11 protein-coding genes are annotated in these 17,583 nt (G+C 74.4%); 10 read left to right on the plus strand and 1 reads right to left on the minus strand.

Features of this window, described 5'->3' with window-relative positions; genetic code table 11:
- Positions 1-506 precede the first annotated feature (506 nt).
- From RM844_RS25705 to RM844_RS25740, 8 genes are all read left to right on the plus strand, one after another.
- Positions 507-2,135 carry a sugar ABC transporter ATP-binding protein gene (locus RM844_RS25705; RefSeq protein ID WP_311669767.1) on the plus strand — a complete coding sequence of 543 codons (1,629 nt, stop codon included), beginning with the start codon at positions 507-509 and terminating at the stop codon, positions 2,133-2,135.
- 155 nt (positions 2,136-2,290) lie between these two features.
- Positions 2,291-3,271 (plus strand): ABC transporter permease, encoded by a 981-nt coding sequence (locus tag RM844_RS25710; RefSeq protein ID WP_311669768.1) that lies wholly within the window; start codon positions 2,291-2,293, stop codon positions 3,269-3,271.
- Entirely contained in the window at positions 3,261-4,454 is a 1,194-nt protein-coding gene (locus tag RM844_RS25715) for an ABC transporter permease (RefSeq protein WP_311669769.1), read from the plus strand. The genes RM844_RS25710 and RM844_RS25715 overlap by 11 nt, the downstream gene beginning before the upstream one ends.
- A gap of 49 nt (positions 4,455-4,503) precedes the next feature.
- Positions 4,504-5,625, plus strand: a complete 1,122-nt coding sequence (gene rhaS, locus RM844_RS25720; RefSeq protein WP_311669770.1) for a rhamnose ABC transporter substrate-binding protein — start codon at positions 4,504-4,506, stop codon at positions 5,623-5,625.
- Between the two features lie 331 nt (positions 5,626-5,956).
- The gene (locus RM844_RS25725) at positions 5,957-7,246 is read left to right on the plus strand and encodes a glucuronyl esterase domain-containing protein (RefSeq protein WP_311669771.1); all 1,290 of its coding nucleotides are present in this window, start codon (positions 5,957-5,959) and stop codon (positions 7,244-7,246) included.
- 109 nt (positions 7,247-7,355) lie between these two features.
- Positions 7,356-8,360, plus strand: a complete 1,005-nt coding sequence (locus RM844_RS25730; protein ID WP_311669772.1) for a LacI family DNA-binding transcriptional regulator — start codon at positions 7,356-7,358, stop codon at positions 8,358-8,360.
- A gap of 103 nt (positions 8,361-8,463) precedes the next feature.
- A complete protein-coding gene (locus RM844_RS25735) occupies positions 8,464-9,984 on the plus strand; it encodes an alpha-N-arabinofuranosidase (protein WP_311669773.1) in 1,521 nt (506 codons plus the stop codon).
- 148 nt (positions 9,985-10,132) lie between these two features.
- Positions 10,133-12,478: a beta-L-arabinofuranosidase domain-containing protein gene (locus tag RM844_RS25740; protein ID WP_311669774.1), complete on the plus strand. Its 2,346-nt coding sequence runs from the start codon at positions 10,133-10,135 to the stop codon at positions 12,476-12,478.
- Positions 12,479-12,536: 58 nt separating this feature from the next.
- Here RM844_RS25740 and RM844_RS25745 read toward each other — a convergent pair whose 3' ends face one another.
- Positions 12,537-13,823 (minus strand): glycoside hydrolase family 27 protein, encoded by a 1,287-nt coding sequence (locus tag RM844_RS25745; RefSeq protein ID WP_311669775.1) that lies wholly within the window; start codon positions 13,821-13,823, stop codon positions 12,537-12,539.
- Positions 13,824-14,260: 437 nt separating this feature from the next.
- Between RM844_RS25745 and RM844_RS25750 the strand changes: the two genes are divergently transcribed.
- Entirely contained in the window at positions 14,261-15,517 is a 1,257-nt protein-coding gene (locus tag RM844_RS25750) for an APC family permease (protein WP_311669776.1), read from the plus strand.
- 411 nt (positions 15,518-15,928) lie between these two features.
- Positions 15,929-17,245: a LacI family DNA-binding transcriptional regulator gene (locus tag RM844_RS25755; RefSeq protein ID WP_311669777.1), complete on the plus strand. Its 1,317-nt coding sequence runs from the start codon at positions 15,929-15,931 to the stop codon at positions 17,243-17,245.
- Positions 17,246-17,583: the final 338 nt, after the last annotated feature.

Raw genomic sequence — 17,583 nt, forward strand, 5'->3', positions numbered from 1 at the left:
GCCCTTGGCCCCGGCCACGGCCGCCGGCACGGGCAAGGCCCCAACCCCAGCCCCAACCCCAACCCCACATCAGTGTCCTCGCGGGCCGGCCGGGCCGCCCGCCTGCGGCGAGCCCTGAGCCGGAGTACGACCAAGGCCGTCCCCCGCCCCCGGCACGGCCACAGCCACAGCCCTGCCCTCACCCACCACCCCACCCCCGGCCCCGAAGCACGACCAAGGCCACAGCCCGGACGCGGGGGCCGGCTTCCGCAACCGCCGGCCGTGGCACGCTTGACGCCGCCGAGCGCCGGCCAACGCGGATGAATGGATTCACCGCACCGGGGGAAGACATGGGTACCAACCCCGCCGGCCCCTCGTCAGCATTGCCGTCACAGTTGACCCGCCTCTCCCCCGCCATGCGAACTCGGCGCCGCGTCCCGCGGCGCGACCGGCGCAGGTCCGCCGGCCGGCGGGGCTCCGCACGGCGCCACACCACCCCAGCGTGAATCGATTCAAGTGGAGAGCCTATGGCCGCCTCCCCACCCGACCCCGCCAACGCGCCACGCCGCCACATCCCGACCGACTCCCCCAGCCGCGGCGCCCTCGGGCCCGGCGGCACCGCCGACGCCCCCCGCCCCGGGGAGGCGGCCGGCCGGGACGGCGTCCCGGTTGTCGCCCTCCGCGACGTGTGGAAGAGCTTCGGCGCGGTGGCGGCCCTGCGGGGCGCGCGGTTGTCCCTGTACCCCGGGGAGGCACACGCCCTGGTCGGCGAGAACGGCGCGGGCAAGTCGACGCTGATCAAAGTGCTCGCGGGAGTGCACCGGCCCGATGCCGGCGTGGTCGAACTCGACGGCGCGCCCGTGGAGTTCCGGGGCCCCAGCGAGGCCAGGGCCGCGGGCGTCGCGGTGATCTACCAGGAGCCGACGCTCTTCCCCGACCTGAGCGTCGCCGAGAACGTCTTCGTCGGCCGCCAGCCCCGGGGCCGGCTGGGCCGGATCGACGAGCGCGCCATGGTCGCGGACGCACGGGCCCTCTTCGCCCGTCTCGGCGTGCCGTTGGACCCCCGCCGCCCGGCGCGCGGGCTGTCGATCGCCGACCAGCAGTTGGTGGAGATCGCCAAGGCCATCTCGTTGGACGCCCGGGTGCTGGTGATGGACGAGCCCACCGCGGCGCTCTCCGGTCCCGAGGTGGAGCGGCTCTTCTCGGTGGTGCGCGCGCTGCGCGCCGAGGGCGCCGCCGTGCTCTTCATCTCGCACCGCTTCGCCGAGGTGACAGCGCTCTGTCAGCGGGTCACGGTGCTGCGCGACGGTGCCCATATCGCCACCGAGCTGCTGGCCGACACCTCGGTTGACCGGCTGGTGCGCCAGATGGTGGGCCGCGCGGTGGACGCGCGCTACGTCCGGGAGGAGCACGAGCCGGGCGAGGTGGTCCTTGAGGTCGAGGGGTTGACCCGGGCCGGCGCCTACCGCGATGTCACCTTCCGGGTCCGCGCCGGGGAGATCGTGGCCCTGGCCGGTCTGGTGGGGGCCGGCAGGTCCGAGGTGGCGCGGGGGGTCTTCGGCGTGGACCGGCGGGACGCCGGGACGGTCCGGGTCGCCGGCCGGGCACTGCCGCCGGGCCGCCCCAGGGCCGCGATGACGGCCGGTCTGGCGCTGGTGCCGGAGGACCGGCGCCAGCAGGGCCTGGTGTTGGACCTGTCCATCCAGCGCAACGCGACGCTGCCCCGGGCCGGCGAGCTGTCCAGGTTCGGATTCCTCGTCGGGGGCGCCGAGCGCCGCGCGGCCCGCGAGTGGGCCGGCCGGCTGCGGACCAGGTACGGCGCGTTGGACGACCCGGTCGGCACGCTCTCCGGCGGCAACCAGCAGAAGGTGGTGCTGGCCAAGTGGCTGGCCACGGCGCCGAAGGTGCTGATCGTGGACGAGCCGACGCGGGGTATCGACATCGGGACCAAGGCCGAGGTGCACCGGCTGATCGGCCGGTTGGCGGCCGACGGTGTCGCGGTGCTGCTGATCTCCTCCGAGTTGCCCGAGGTGCTCGGCCTCGCCGACCGGGTGCTGGTGATGCGGGAGGGCCGGCTGGTCGCCGAGGTGCCGCGTGCGGAGGCGACCGAGGAACGGGTGATCCTCGCCGCGACGGGACAGGAGGTACGACCATGACCGACCCCGGTTCGCCCACCGAGTCAACGCCCTCCGCACCGCCCCCGCCGCCCGGACCAGCAGAACCGCCAGGGCCAGCAGGACCGCCCGGCTCACCGACCCTCGCCGCTTCTCCCCCACCCGCCCGGTTCGGTGGCGGGTCGCCACTGACCGCCGTGTTCCGGTTCCGCGCCGCCGGGCTGGCGCTGGCGCTGGTGCTGCTGGTCGGCGGCACCTGGTTGGCCAACGACCGGTTCCTCTCCCAACAGAGCGTGCGGGACATCCTGTTGGCCACCTCCCTGACGCTGCTGCTGTCCTGCGGGATGACGCTGGTGGTGGTGGGCCGGGGCATCGACCTGTCGGTCGCCTCGGTGCTGGGGCTGTCCGCGTTCGGCACGGCGACGGTGCTGAGTGAGCACCCCGGCCTGCCGGTCCCGGTGGCCGCGCTGGTCGGTGTGGGCATCGGGGCGGCGTGCGGCGCGGTGAACGGGGTGGTGATCGCCTACGGCCGGGTGCCGGCGCTGGTGGCGACGTTGGGCACCCTCTACGTCTTCCGTGGTCTGGTCTACTTCTGGGCCGGCGGTTCCCGGATCAGTGCCGGCGATCTGCCGCGCGGGTTCCTGGACTTCGGCACCGCGCGCGTGTTCGGGGTGCCCTGGCTGTTCGTGATCGCGGTGGCGGTGCTGTTCGCGGTCGGCACCTTCCTGCGCCGGTACCGGGCCGGTCGTGACCTGTACGCGATCGGGTCCAACGGGGAGGCGGCGCGGCTGGCCGGCATCCCGATCCCGGCGCGGCTGCTGCTGGCCTACGTGGTCAGCGGGACCCTCGCGGGGCTGGGCGGGGTGCTCTACGCGGCGCGTTACGGCACGGTGGACGCCTCCGCCGGGTACGGGATGGAGCTGGACATCGTGGCGGCGGTGGTGGTCGGCGGGGTGGCCATCTTCGGCGGCAGTGGCAGCGTCTACGGGGCGGCGCTGGGTGCGCTGCTGCTCACCGTGATCAACAACGCGCTGCCGGTGCTGGGGGTGGACCCGTTCTGGCAGCGGGCCATCGTGGGTGGGCTGATCATCGCGGCGATCGCCCTGGACCGGCTGGTGGCCGCGCGGGTCGCCGCGTCGTTGAGGACGCTCCGGAGGAGGGACGCCGATGTCCGTTGAATCCGTGTCGGGTGAGCCCTCGCCCGGTGGCTCCGTGCCCGGTGGCTCCGTCTCCGGTGCTCCCGTTCCCGGTGGCTCCGTGCCCGGTGGGGCCCGCCCCGTCGATCCCGCCGCCCCGCCGCCCGCCGGGCGGTCGGCGGGGCGGGCGTGGCGCCGGTTCGCGACCTGGGACGTGGCCGTGGTGCTGCTCACCGTGGTCACCCTGCTGGTGGCGTCCGGCCTGGTGGACGAGTTCGGCACGACGCGGAACTTCGGCTTCCTGATCCTGGATCTGACGCCGGTGCTGCTGCTGGCGCTGCCGATGACGCTGATCATCGTGAGCGGCGAGATCGATCTGTCGGTGGCCAGCGTGGTGGGGCTGACCAGCGCGTTGGTGGGCGAGTTGTGGGCCGGCGGGCTGCCGTTGGAGACCATCATCCCGTTGGCCGTGTTGGCCGGCGCGGTGCTGGGCGCGTTCAACGGGCTGCTGGTGACGGTGCTCGGGCTGCCGTCGCTGGCGGTCACCATCGGCACCCTCGCCCTCTACCGGGGGCTGGCGTACGTGCTGCTCGGGGACACCGCGGTGGCGGACTTCGCGCGGGCCTTCACCCGGTGGTCGATCGGTTCGCTGGGCGGCTCCTGGGTGCCGAACGTGGTGCCGCTGATCCTGCTCCTGGTGCTGGTGTTCGCGGTGGTGCTGCACGCGACGCCGGTCGGGCGGGCGATCTACGCGATGGGGGCGAACGACACGGCCGCCGCGTTCGCCGGGGTGCCGGTGGAGCGGATCAAGTTCTGGCTGTACGTGGCGTCCGGCGCGGTGGCCGGGCTGGTCGGGGTGTTCTGGACGCTGCGCTACTCCAGCGCCCGCGCGGACAACGCGGAGGGCCTGGAACTGACCGTGGTGGCGGCCGTGTTGCTGGGCGGGGTGTCGATCTTCGGTGGCCGGGGCACGTTGGCCGGGGTGGTGGCCGGCGTGGTGCTGCTGGGCTCCCTGCAGAACGCGTTGCGGCTGGCGAAGGTGTCGGCTGACGCGCTGACCGTGGTCACGGGGACGCTGCTGGTGCTGTCGGTGCTGATCCCGAACGTCTGGCAGTCGCTGCGCGGGCGGCTCCGCCACCGGCGCCCGGCCGGCCAACCGAACCGCCCACCCGAGCCCGCACCCCCACCGGACGTACCTGGGAAGCACCTCGACCCACCTGCCTGAACGCCTCCATCCGTATTTCCATCAGCGCCGATCGAAAGGGATGGCCCCCATGGCCCCTCAACGCACCCGCTCCCTGGCCCGTGCCGCCGCCGGCGCCCGTGGTCTCCGCCGTGCCGCCCCCGTGGTGTCGCTCGTGCTCGGGCTCGGCCTGACGCTGGCCGCCTGTGGCGGCACCACCCGGGACAGCGAGGAGGAGCGCGACGACCCGGTCGGCGAGGCGGCGACCGCCGATCCGGACGCCGAGTACCGGTCGGACCTGAGCGTCGCCATGTTGCCCAAGTCGGTCAACAACCCGTACTTCGAGGCGTCCAGCGCCGGCGCCGAGCGGGTCGTCGCCGAGTTGGGCGGCGACTACGAGTACACCGGCCCATCGGACGCGTCCGCCTCCTCGCAGCTGTCCTATGTCAACACGCTCAGCCAGCAGGCCACCGACGTGGTGCTGTTGTCGGCCAACGACCCGAACGCCCTGTGCTCCGCGCTGGAGCAGGCCCGCTCGTTGGAGACCGCGGTGGTGACGTTCGACTCGGATGTGGCGCCCGAGTGTCGGGACGTGTTCGTCAGCCAGGTGGACGGCGTGGAGGTGGGGCGGGCGCTGGTGGAGATGGTGGCGGAGCAGATCGGCGGCGAGGGCGAGATCGCGGTGCTCTCGGCGACCGCCAACGCCACCAACCAGAACGCCTGGATCGAGGTGATGGAGCGGGAGTTGGCGGAGAACCCGGACTACGCGGGGATCGAGCTGGTCACGGTGGCCTACGGGGACGACGAGGACGAGAAGTCGTTCCGGGAGACCCAGGGGCTGCTGCAGGCCAACCCGGATCTGCGGGCGATCGTCTCGCCCACCACCGTGGGCATCGCCGCGGCGGCGCGGTATCTCCAGGGTTCGGAGTACCAGGGCGAGGTGGCGCTCACCGGCCTGGGCACGCCGAACCAGATGCGGGAGTTCGTGGCGGACGGCACGGTGACGGAGTTCGCCCTCTGGGACCCGACGCGGCTCGGCGAGCTGGCCGCCTACGCGGGCGCCGCCGTCGCCTCGGGGATCATCACGGGCGCGGAGGGGGAGACGTTCACGGCTGGCGAGTTGGGCGCGTACACGGTGGGTGCGGACGGGGTGATCACGCTGGGCCCGCCGACCCGGTTCAACGCGGAGAACATCGACGACTTCGACTTCTAGCCGCGCCGCCCGGCTGGCGACCCGGTGCACCGAACTGACCCTCCGTCACCTCGCCGTGTGCGGGGGCAACGGGCGCTCTTGTGACGCCCGTTGGGGGCTTGTACGGTGCTGGCGTACTGGGTCGCGATTGGGGCCTGGGGGCTGCTTCGACAACATCGTGGTCCGGCGTACTTCCCATTCAACTGGCGTGCGTCGGCGAGCGAGTGTGACTTCTGGTTCCGCGGCCGTCCCGCCTGGGGCGGTGTCGTGGGGCGCGTTCCGCCGGTTGGTGGTTCGCCGAGGTCGTTCTTGTCGTGGGGCGCGCGTCCGCCTTCTGGAGGTAGTCCCCCACATGCGCTTCCATCGACATCGCCACCCGCTCTCCCGCCGTTGGACGGCCGCCGTGCTGCTGGCGGTCGCGGGGCTCGCGGTCACCTCGTTGTCGCCCACGGCCGGCGCGGCCGAGGACCGGACGGGTGGCGCCGGCGTCACCACCACCGTGCGGCCGGCGGCCGACGAGGACGACGGGGCGGACTGCGCGGTGCCCGATCCGGGCCAGCAGCCGTCCCGTGCCCTGTTGCCCGACCCGTTCACCCGGTTGGACGGCTCGCGGATCGGCAGTACGGATGACTGGCGGTGCCGTCGGGCGGAGATCCGTGAGCTGGCGGAGCGGTACGTCTACGGCGAGCGGCCGGCGCCGCCGGAGAGCGTCACCGGCACGGTCTCGGCGACCGGCATCACGGTCAACGTCCAGGACCAGGGCCGCAGTACGAGTTTCTCGGCGTCGGTCGAGCTGCCGGCCGGCTCGGGGCCGTTCCCCGCCGTGGTGGTGTTGGGCGGCTTCGGCGCCGACACGGCCACCATCCGGGCGGCCGGCGCCGCGGTGATCAGTCTCGACCCCTACGCGGTGGGCCAGGAGGGCACCTCGCGGCAGAACAAGCAGGGCGCGTTCTACGACCTGTACGGCGCGTCCAGCGGCACCGGCCTGTTGCAGGCCTGGGCGTGGGGCGTGAGCCGGATCATCGACGTGTTGGAGGGTGCGGACGGCAGCGTGCTGCGGGCGGACGCGACCGGGGTCACGGGATGTTCGCGGTTCGGCAAGGGCGCGTTCGTGGCGGGGGCGTTCGACCAGCGGATCGCGCTGACCATGCCGATCGAGTCGGGCACCGCGGGGGCGCCGATCTTCCGCGGGGTGGCCGGCGAGGCGGGCGCCCAGCCGTTGGACAGCGCCTATGGCGAACAGCCGTGGCTGGGCGACGCGTTCGGCTCGTTCACCGGGAACCCGGGCGGGCTGCCGGTGGACACCCACGAGATCGTCGGGATGATCGCGCCGCGCGGGCTGTTCGTCATGGAGAACCCGCACGTTGACTGGCTGGGTGCGCGTTCGGGCAGCGTGGCCGCGCTGGGCGGGGCCGAGGTGTACGAGGCGCTGGGCGCCGGCGGCAACATCAGCTACTGGTCGGATGTGACGGACGGCACGCACTGCGCGGCCAGGTCGGAGTGGCAGGGGCCGCTGCGGCAGAGCATCGAGGCGTTCCTGCTGGGGTCGGGGACGGCACCGGACGTGTTCCGGATCGCCAGTGGCAAGGCCGGTGACCTGGCGCAGTGGCGGGACTGGGAGACCCCGGTGCTGACCGACTAGCGGCGGTGGCGGGGTCCGGCGCGGGCGCGTCGGACCCCGTTGCCGGGTCTCCGGCGGCCCGGTCCGCCCTGACCGGCCGCCGGGTGGGTGCTCCTGGATAATGCGCGCCATGGTGACGATGAGCGATGTGGCCAAGGCGGCGGGTGTGTCCGTGATGACCGTCTCCAACGTGATCAACGGCCACCGCTACGTCAGTGACGAGACCCGGCGGAAGGTCACCGAGGCGATAGAGCGGCTCGGCTACCGGATGAACCTGGCGGCCCGGAACCTGCGGTCCGGGAACACGGGCGTGATCGGGCTGGCGGTGCCGGATCTGGACCAGCCCTACTACGGGCAGTTGGCGGCGCTGTTGGTGGCGGAGGCGCGGCGGCGCGGCTACCGGGTGGCGATCGAGCAGACGGGCGCGTCCCGGGAGGGCGAGGCCGAGGCGCTGGTCCACTCCCGGCTGCGGATGTACGACGGGCTGATCATCGCGACGGTGGAGGTGGGGGACGCGGAGGCGGGCGCGCTCTTCGCGGACTTCCCGGTGGTGGCGCTCGGGGAGCGGATCAGCACGGCGTCGGTGGACCACGTGGGGATGGCCAACTACGAGGGGGCGCGCGCGGCGACCCGGCACCTGCTGGAGGTGGGGTGTCGGCGGATCGCCTCGGTCGGTGGCCGCACGGACGGTGCCCCCGGCGCGGCCACCCTGCGCACCTCCGGCTATCTGGCGGCGTTGCGGGAGGCCGGGATCGACGCGGACGAGCGGCTGGTGCTGCCGTGCGCGTTCGTCAGCGAGGCGGGCGCCGCGGCGGTGCGCCGACTGGCCGCCGACGGGGTCCCGTTCGACGGGGTGATGTGCATGACGGACACCATCGCGATGGGGGTGCTGCGCGGGCTGGCGGACCTGGGGATCGGGGTGCCGGCCGAGGTGGCGGTGATCGGCTTCGACGACATCAGCCAGGCGACGTTCACCGTGCCCGCCCTCTCGACCGTCGCGCCGGGGCATGTCGAGATGGTGAACGCGGCGCTGGACATGCTGGTGGAGCGGGTCAAGGGGACCCGTCCCGAGGGGGTCAACCGGCAGTTCACCGGCCCGCACCGGCTGGTGGTGCGGGAGTCGACCCGGCGCTGACCCGGGCCCCGGGGCGGCCGGGGCCGGCGGCACTCTTGACACCCCCGGTGCGGCGTGCGAGCTTCTTTTAACGTTACAAGAAGCGTGGCTCGGAGGAGTTGGCATGTCGGTGCGCGGTGGCACGGCGATCATCAATCTCGACATCGAGGGGCCGGTGATCAGCCGGCATCTGTACGGGCACTTCGCCGAGCACCTCGGCCGGTGCGTCTACGGCGGGTTCTGGGTCGGCGAGGACTCCCCCATCCCGAACGAGGGCGGCATCCGGCTGGACGTGGTGGAGGCGCTGCGCGCCCTCGACATCCCGAACCTGCGCTGGCCGGGCGGCTGTTTCGCGGACGAGTACCACTGGAAGGACGGCATCGGGCCGCGCGAGCAGCGCCCCCGGATGGTCAACACGCACTGGGGCAACGTCGAGGAGAACAACCACTTCGGCACCCACGAGTTCCTCGCCCTGTGTGAACTGCTCGGCACCGAGCCGTACATCAGCGGCAACGTGGGCAGCGGGACCGTGCAGGAGATGAGCGAGTGGGTCGAGTACCTCACCCGTGACGGGGACAGCCCGATGGTGCGCGAGCGGAAGGCCAACGGTCGCGAGGAGCCCTGGAAGGTCAGGTTCTGGGGCCTGGGCAACGAGGCCTGGGGCTGCGGCGGCAACATGCGCGCCGAGTACTACGCGGACCTGGCCCGCCAGTACTCCACCTACTGCCGGGACCACGGCGACAACAAGCTGTACCGGATCGCGGCCGGCGCCTCGGACGACGACTACGCCTGGACCGAGGCCCTGATGCGGCAGATCAGCTGCTTCGGCTGCGAGGCCACCCCGAAGAACTTCTTCCAGGGCCTGTCCGTCCACTACTACACGCTGGCCGGCCCCTGGGAGGCCAAGGGCAGCGCCACCGAGTTCGACGAGGAGGCGTACTACCGCACGATGGCGGCCGCCGCCCGGATCGACCGGATCATCCAGGGCCACTCCACCGTGATGGACGCCTACGACCCGAAGCGGCAGGTCGGCCTGGTGGTCGACGAGTGGGGCACCTGGTTCGACGTGGAGCCGGGCACCAACCCGGGCTTCCTCTTCCAGCAGAACACGCTGCGCGACGCGCTGGTGGCCAGCCTGCACCTGGACATCTTCCACAAGCACGCCGAGCGGCTGGCCATGGCCAACCTGGCGCAGACCGTCAACGTCCTGCAGGCCGTCCTGCACACCGAGGACGACCAGCTGGTGCTCACCCCGACGTACCACGTCTTCGAGATGAACAAGGGCCACCAGGACGCCACCTCGCTTCCGGTGCACCTGCGTACCTCGGGCACCGGCCGGCAGGTCGGGGATTCGGAGCTGGAGACGCTGTCCGTCTCGGCCAGCACCAAGGACGGCTCGGTGCTGATCTCGCTGACCAACCTGGACGCCGACCAGCCGGCCGAGATCACCCTGGACCTGCGCGGTGGCACTCTGCTGGAGCCGCGGGGGCGGCTGCTGACCGCGGACCGGCTGCAGGCGCACAACTCGGCGCGCGAGGAACAGGTCTCCGTCCAGCCGTTCACCGACCTCCGACAGGACGAGCGGGGCCTGAGCCTGACGCTGCCGCCGCACTCGTTCCTCACCGTGGCGGGCCGGCTGGCCTGACCGGGCACCGGGGGTGCCGGCCCGGGGCCGGCACCCGTCCCCGTTCCGCCCACGCCGCCGTCCCCGCCTCGTCCACTGTCCCCGCGTCACCGCCGGCCGGGCCCGCCGTCGGCCGGCGAGCCGTTCGCCCGACCCTGGAGTCGACACCATGCGTGCCTTCCCGTTGTCCGCCGTCCGGCTCCTGGACAGCCCGTTCCGGCGGGCTCAACAGGCCGATCTCGCCTACCTGTTGGCGCTCGACCCGGACCGGCTGCTGGCGCCGTTCCGGCGGGAGGCCGGGCTGCCGGCGCGGGCCGAGCCCTACCCCAACTGGGAGAGTGCGGGGCTGGACGGGCACACCGCCGGGCACTACCTCTCGGCCGCCGCCCTGCTGTGGGCGGCGACCGGGGACCCGCGGACCAGGGACCGCGCCGCGTACCTGATCGCCGAGTTGACGGCCTGTCAGGACCGGCTGGGCAGTGGGTTCGTGGGCGGCATTCCGGAGAGCGCGGCGCTGTGGCGCAGCATCGCCGACGGCGACGCGGCGGCCGACTCGTTCAGCCTGTCCGGGCGTTGGGTGCCGTTGTACAACCTGCACAAGACGTTCGCCGGGCTGCTGGACGCGCACCGCCACCTGCCGTCGCCGGCCGCGTTGGCGGTGGCGGTCCGACTCGCCGACTGGTGGCTGGAGTTGACCGCCGTCCTGCCGACGGACCGGTTCGAGGCGCTGCTGGAGACGGAGTTCGGCGGGCTGGGCGAGTCGTTCGCCGAGCTGGCGGATCGGACCGGCCGGGCCGACTTCCTGGCGATGGCCCGCCGGCTGGCTCACCGGGCGCTGCTCGACCCGCTGTTGGCCCGCGAGGACCGGCTGGACGGGCAGCACGCCAACACCCAGATCGCCAAGGTGGTCGGCCACCTGCGGCTGGCCGAGGTGGCCGGCGATCCCGAACTGCTGCGCGCGGCCCGCTTCTTCTGGGACCGGGTGGCGGCCCGCACGGTCTGCTTCGGCGGCACCAGCGTGAGTGAGCACTTCCACGCCCCGGACGACTTCGGCCGGCTGCTCACCCACCGGGAGGGGCCGGAGACCTGCAACACCTACAACCTGCTCAAGCTCACCCGGTCGCTGTACCTGGCCGATCCGGCGCCCGAGCTGATCGAGGCCTACGAGCGGGCACTCCACAACCACGTGCTCTCCTCGATCCACCCGGACCGGCCGGGACTGGTCTACTTCACCCCGGTCCGGCCCGGCCACTACCGGGTGTACTCGGCGCCCGAGTCGGGCTTCTGGTGCTGCGTGGGCACCGGGTTGGAGAACCACGCGCGCTACGGCGAGCTGGTCTACGGGCTCTCCGACGACGCGGCGGAGCTGTTCGTGCAGCTCTTCGTGCCCTCCGAACTGCGGTGGCCGGAGCGCGATGTGACGGTGCGTCTGGAGTCGGAGCTGCCGGCCGGCGAGCGGGTGGTGCTGACCGTGCGCACGCCGGACCCCAGCACGTTCCCGCTCCGCGTCCGTCGGCCGTCCTGGGCCGCGTCCTGCGTGGTCCGGGTGGCCGGCGCCGACGGGCAGCCGGCCGAGGTGACGCCCGAGGTGCTGCCGGGCGGCTGGCTGCGCGTCGAGCGGACGTGGCGGGACGGGGACCGGCTGGAGCTGACCGTGCGGTCCGAGACGGTGGCCGAGCGGCTGCCGGACGGCTCCGACTGGGTCTCCTTCCGGCACGGCCCGGTGGTGCTGGCGGCCCGCGCGGACGCGCGTGACCTGGTCGGGCTGGTGGCCGACGACGCCCGGATGGGGCATGTCGCGGCCGGCCCGCTCCGGCCGTTGACCGACGCCCCACTGGTCACCGCCGACCCGACCGCCCTGGTCCGCGACCCGGCCCCGGACGCGCTCCGGTTCCGACTGGCCGGCCACGACGGGGAGTCGGTGCTGCTGGAGCCCTTCGCCGAACTGCACGACGCCCGCTACACGATGTACTTCCCCACCGTGCCGGCCGACGTGTCCGGCGCGGCGGCCGAGGCGCGGCGGGCCGAGCTGGCCGCGGTGGAGGCCCGCGCGCTGGCCGAGGACGCCAGGACGGTGGACACGGTGGCGGCCGGGCGGCAACAGCCGGAGGTGGAGCACGCGTTGGCCGGCGAGGGCACCCGGGCCGGCACCACCGACGGACGCAACTGGCGGGAGGCGGACGGCTGGTTCGGCTACACCCTGCACGACCCGACGGCGGCGGGCCGACTGCTCGTCGTCACCTGGTGCGACGTTCCCGAAGCGCCGGAAACGCGCACGGCTCTCGACGCCGAGGCGGCCGATGTCGCGGGCCGGCCGGCTCGGAGTTGCCAACTGGTGGTGGACGGCGTCCCGTTGGGTCGGGTGTGCCGGCCGGTCGGGGCGGCCGGCGAGACCGAGACACACCACCCGCTGCCGGCGACACCCCCGCCGCGGGGCGCCGGTCGGGAGATCCGGTTCGTCGCCGAGCCCGGCGGCCCGACCCCACGGGTCGCCGCCGTCCGGCTGCTGGGCTGAGCCGCCGGCGGCCTCGCCGGCGGCGCCGGGGCACGCCCCGGTGGTCACCGCCCGGGCGTCACCACAGGTCGGCGGGGGTCAGCCGCAGCAGGGCCGCGCCGTGGGCGGGGAGGGACAGCAGCAGGGTGGTGCCGTCGTGCACCAGCTCCTCGTGGGTCCACAACTCCCGCACCGCGTCCGTGGGCTCGCCGCCGATCGAGGCGAGGGGGACGGCGCGTTCGGTCGGCTCGTCGGCCAACGAGAAGACGGCGGCGTACCGGTATCCGGCCGGGTCGTCCGCCGCCCAGAGCACCAGGTCGCCCTCCCGGAGCACCTCGCGGCCGCCCGTGCTGTGCCAGAGCACCTCAAGTGCCTCACGGTTGCTGAGCAGTTCGATGGTCTCGGGCGGGCTGGTCGGGAGGTCGCCGCCCATCATCAGCGGGGACCTGGCGATGATCCACAGGGTGAGCAGCGTGACCTGTTCGGCGTGGCTGAGCCGGCTGAGCCGGTCGCCGCCGCGCTCGGCGCGGATGCCGATCCGGCCCAGCGGCAGCATGTCGGCGTCGGCCCAGCCGTCCGGCCCCTGCCAGGGGGCCCACCTGGCCATCCGGGGGAACTGGGCGAGGACGTCCGGCCAGCGGTCCCACAGGTCGTCCGAGACCCGCCAGAGGTCGCAGTGGTCCTTGAGGTGGTGCAGGTGGGCCGCCGAGAGGTCCCGGCCGGGCGAGAGGCTCAACTCGATGGGGCGCCCGGACCGTTCGATGGCCCGGTGGTACGCCTCGATCTCCCGCTCGTGGTACGGGAAGAGCATGTCGTCGGCCTTGATGAAGTCCACGCCCCAGGCGGCGAACTGGGCGACCTGCGCGTCGTAGTAGGCCTGGGCGCCGGGCTGGTCGTGGTCCAGGCCGTAGTTGTCGCTGTTCCAGGGACAGGTCGAGCCGGTGCTGGCGATCTCCCGCGCGGTCCACGAGGTGCCGGCGACCGGCAGGTCGCGCCGCACGGCGAGCCGGGGGATGCCGCGCATGACGTGCAGGCCGAAGCGCAGCCCCAGGCCGTGCACCCGCTCGGCGAGGGGGCCGAACCCGGCGCCGCCGGCGGCCGATGGGAAGCGGGCGGGGACGGGCAGCTGCCGGCCGTAGCGGTCGAGCAGCAGCGGGGCGTCGGCGTTGTAGCCGCCGGCGCGGGCGGTGGGCTCGTACCACTGGATGTCGACGACCACGGTGTCCCAACCGAGCGGCAGCAGGTGCTCGCTGAGGAAGTGGGCGTTGGCCAGCACCTCGTCCTCGGTGACGGTGGTTCCGTAGCAGTCCCAGCTGTTCCACCCCATGGGCGGGCGGCGCCGGCGGTCGGGAACGGCCCGTGACATCGTGTTCAGCCCCTGACGGTCGGCGCGGGAAGCCACGCGGTGAGCGGACAGGGGGAGCCTATCCAGGCGGGTTGGAACGTTAAAGGGGGCGGACGGGCCAGCCGGCGTCGCTCTCGCTCCAAGGCCGGGCCCCCACTCCGAACCGTCACTGTCAGTGGTCGCCCGTACGCTGTGCGACATGGATATCTCAGGGGGACGGGACGGCCGTCCCGATGCGGAGTGCCCGCCGGGGGCCGCCCGTTGGCCCGTGGGCCGGCGGTCCATCCGCCCCGGGCGTGGCCCCAGGGGCGACGGCGATCTCGGTGGGTCGGCCAAGGCGCCGGTGCCCCCCGGACGGGGGGAGCGGCGCGTGGACGTGGGCGCGTGTTCACCTCGGACCCATCTCGGGCGCGTATCGTGCCCCGCCGACAGAGCGGGCGGGCCGGAAGGGCGGCGGGATGACCAAGGCGGCGAGTGGGGACCAACTGGCGCGGCGGCTCGGGCCGTTCGACGCCACGGTGATCGGGCTGGGCGCGATGCTGGGCGCGGGGGTCTTCGCCGCGCTGGCGCCGGCGGCGGAGGCGGCCGGCGCGGGGCTGCTGCTGGGGCTGGCGGTCGCCGCCGCCGTGGCCTACTGCAACGCCACCTCGTCGGCCCGGTTGGCCGCCCGCTATCCGGTGTCCGGCGGCGCCTATGTCTATGGGCGGGAGCGGCTGGGCGACTTCTGGGGCTATCTGGCCGGTTGGGCGTTCGTCGTCGGCAAGTCGGCCTCCTGCGCGGCGATGGCGCTGACCGCGGGCGCCTATCTGTGGCCGACGCAGGCGCGGCCGGTGGCGATGGCCGCGGTGGTGGCGCTGACGGTGGTGAACTACCTGGGGGTGCGGAAGAGCGCCTGGCTGACCCGGGTGATCGTGGCGCTGGTGCTCGGCGTCCTGACCCTGGTGGTGGCCGTCGGCCTGAGCAGCGGAGCCGCCGATCCGGCCCGCTGGGAGCCGGAGTTGACGACCGGCCCGTACGGGGTGCTCCAGGCGGCGGGGCTGCTGTTCTTCGCCTTCGCCGGCTACGCCCGGGTGGCGACGCTCGGCGAGGAGGTCATCGCCCCGGAGCGGACCATCCCGCGGGCCATCGCGTGGGCGCTCGGCGGTGTGCTGGTGGTGTACGTGGCGGTGGCGTTGACCGCGCTGGCGGTGCTGGGCCCGGACCGGCTGGCGGCCTCCACCGCACCGCTGGCGGAGGTGGTGCGGGCGGCCGGGGTGCCGTGGCTGGCGCCGGCGGTGCGGGGCGCGGCGGCGGTGGCGGCGCTGGGGGCGTTGCTGGCGCTGCTGCTGGGCGTCTCCCGCACCGCCCTGGCGATGGCCCGCGACGGTCATCTGCCGTCCGCGCTGGCCGCGGTGCACCCGCGGTTCCAGGTGCCGCACCGGGCGGAGTTGGCGGTCGGCGCGACGGTCGTGGTGCTGGTGGCCGGCTGGGACCTGACGGGGGCGATCGGCTTCTCCTCCTTCGGGGTGCTGGTCTACTACACGGTGGCGAACGCCGCCGCCCAGACCCTCACCCCCGCGGAGGGCCGCCCGCCGCGGGCGGTGCCGCTGCTCGGCCTCGCCGGCTGCCTGCTGCTGGCCTGCGCGCTGCCCGGCCCCTCGGTGGGCTGGGGCCTGACGGTGCTGGCGGTCGGCGCGGTCGGCTACCCGCTGCGCCGGCGGCTCACCCGGCGCTGACCGGGGCGGCGTTGGCCGATCCGGTGTCCGCCGCACCCGCGTTGGCCGGCCCGACGCCGCCCCGCCCCGGGACGAAGCGGCCGGCGTCCCCTCGGCCTGGCACCGGCCGGCCGGGTACGGACCGGGCGGGGGGCGCGGGGCCGGGACCCCAACGGGCGGGGGCGGCGGGGGCGGGCGTGGCGGGCCGCGCGGCGCCCCGACGGGTCGGCCGGAGGCCGGGGCCCGACCGGCCGGGCGCGCCAGGTGGCCCCGCGTCGGGATCGGCGAGGCCCGGGCACACCGCGAAAACGGACAACCTGACCAGGTGCGTTGCCCGTCGCACCAGGCACACTGGTGGGCACCATCGACCAGGGCCGGTGGCCCGCGCGCCGGGTGACCGCGCCGGGCGGCCACCGCCGGAAGGGACCACCGATGTTGGAGCAGCCCGCGCCGCCCCCGCCCGGCGCGGCCAGGCCGCCGACCATCTACCAGGTGGCCCGGCTGGCCGGCGTGTCCCACCAGACGGTCTCCCGCTTCCTGCGGAAGGACCCCACGATGCGGCCGGAGACGGTCCGCAGGGTCGCCGGTGCCGTCCAGGAGTTGGGCTACCGGCCCAACCTCGCCGCCCGCTCGATGCGCACCCGCAGGACCAACCGGATCGCGGTGATCCTGCCCGACTCGACGTCCACCGTGCCGACCCGGCTGCTCAGCGGCGCCGCCGCCACCGCGCACGAGGCCGGATACCTGCTGGACGTGGTGGGTCTGGAGGGCGACGCGGCGGCCCGGGCCGAGCGGATCGGCGCGCTGCTGCAGCCGGAGAACGTGGACGGCATCCTCTCGTTCGCCCCGCTCCCGGACCATCTGGTCCCCCTCTTCGCCGACCTGCCCCGGCCGGTCCCCCGGCCCGGCGCCGAGGCCCCCCGAACGACGGGGGAAGGCAGCCCCGCCCCGGCCGGGACCACGGCTTGGGAGACCGCTGGGGCCGCCGGCATCGCCGGCACCGCCGGCACCGCCGAGGCTGCCGGCACCGCCGAGGCTGCCAGGGCGGCCGAGACCACCGCGGCGGCGGCCGGTCCCGGCACGGGTGGCCCCGCGAGTGACCCCGCCGGTCCCGCTGCCCGGCCGGGCCTCCCGGTGGTGCGGGTGCCGATCGTGATCGACGGCGAGTACGACGACCGGATGCGCGCCCGGGGCCTGCTGGCCGACGCGACGGCGGCCGACGCGATCGTCGACCACCTGGCCGGGCTGGGGCACCGGGTCTTCGCGCACGTGGCCGGGCCGCCGAGTTGGGCCTCCGCCCGGAACCGGCGCGCCGTCTACGAGGCGGCCGTCGTCCGGCGCGGCCTGGTCTCGCACGCGGTGGTGGACGGCGACTGGAGCGTCCGTTCCGGGTGGGAGGCGGCCCGGGAGGTGATCGCCGGCTCGCCGGTGACCGCCGTGTTCACGGCCAACGACCGGGTCGCCTTCGGGGTGATCCGTGGCCTCCAGAGCGTGGGCGTCGACGTGCCGGGGGAGGTGAGCGTCTTCGGCTGGGACGACGACGAGTTGGGACGCTACTTCCACCCCTCGCTCTCCACCGTCCACGTCGACCGGGAGAGCCAGGGGCGGGCCGCCATGCGACGGCTGCTGGCGCTGTTGCGCGGCGAGGAGCCGAGTGCCCCCCTGGACACCACGGACCTCAACCGGCTGGTGCTGCGCGACTCCACCGGCCCGGCGCCCCGGCGGCCGGTCCCGCCGCCGCCCCGCTGACCGCCGTGTCCCCCGGTCCCGGGGCGGCGGCCCGGCCCGCCAGCCGCGCCCCGGCGCCGGGCGGACCGTGGTCGAGCGCCCCACTGAGGTGGTTCGCCGCTCGCCGGCGCGGGCAACCTGTCATTCGCGCACACCCCCACAGACCCGCACACCCCCGGGCGGAGAGCCGCTCCGCACGGAAAGCCGTCCCACCCAACGGATGACCGTCCCACCCACCCGCGGCCAGCCCCCCGACCATCGACCACCGGGCCCGAGTGCCACCACCCACCACCCACCACCCAGGGCACCAACCACCCACCCGCCACCGCCCACCGACCACACCACCCGCCCACACCACC

The organism is Streptomyces chisholmiae, assembly GCF_031845445.1.
GTDB classification, from domain to species: domain Bacteria; phylum Actinomycetota; class Actinomycetes; order Streptomycetales; family Streptomycetaceae; genus Streptomyces; species Streptomyces chisholmiae.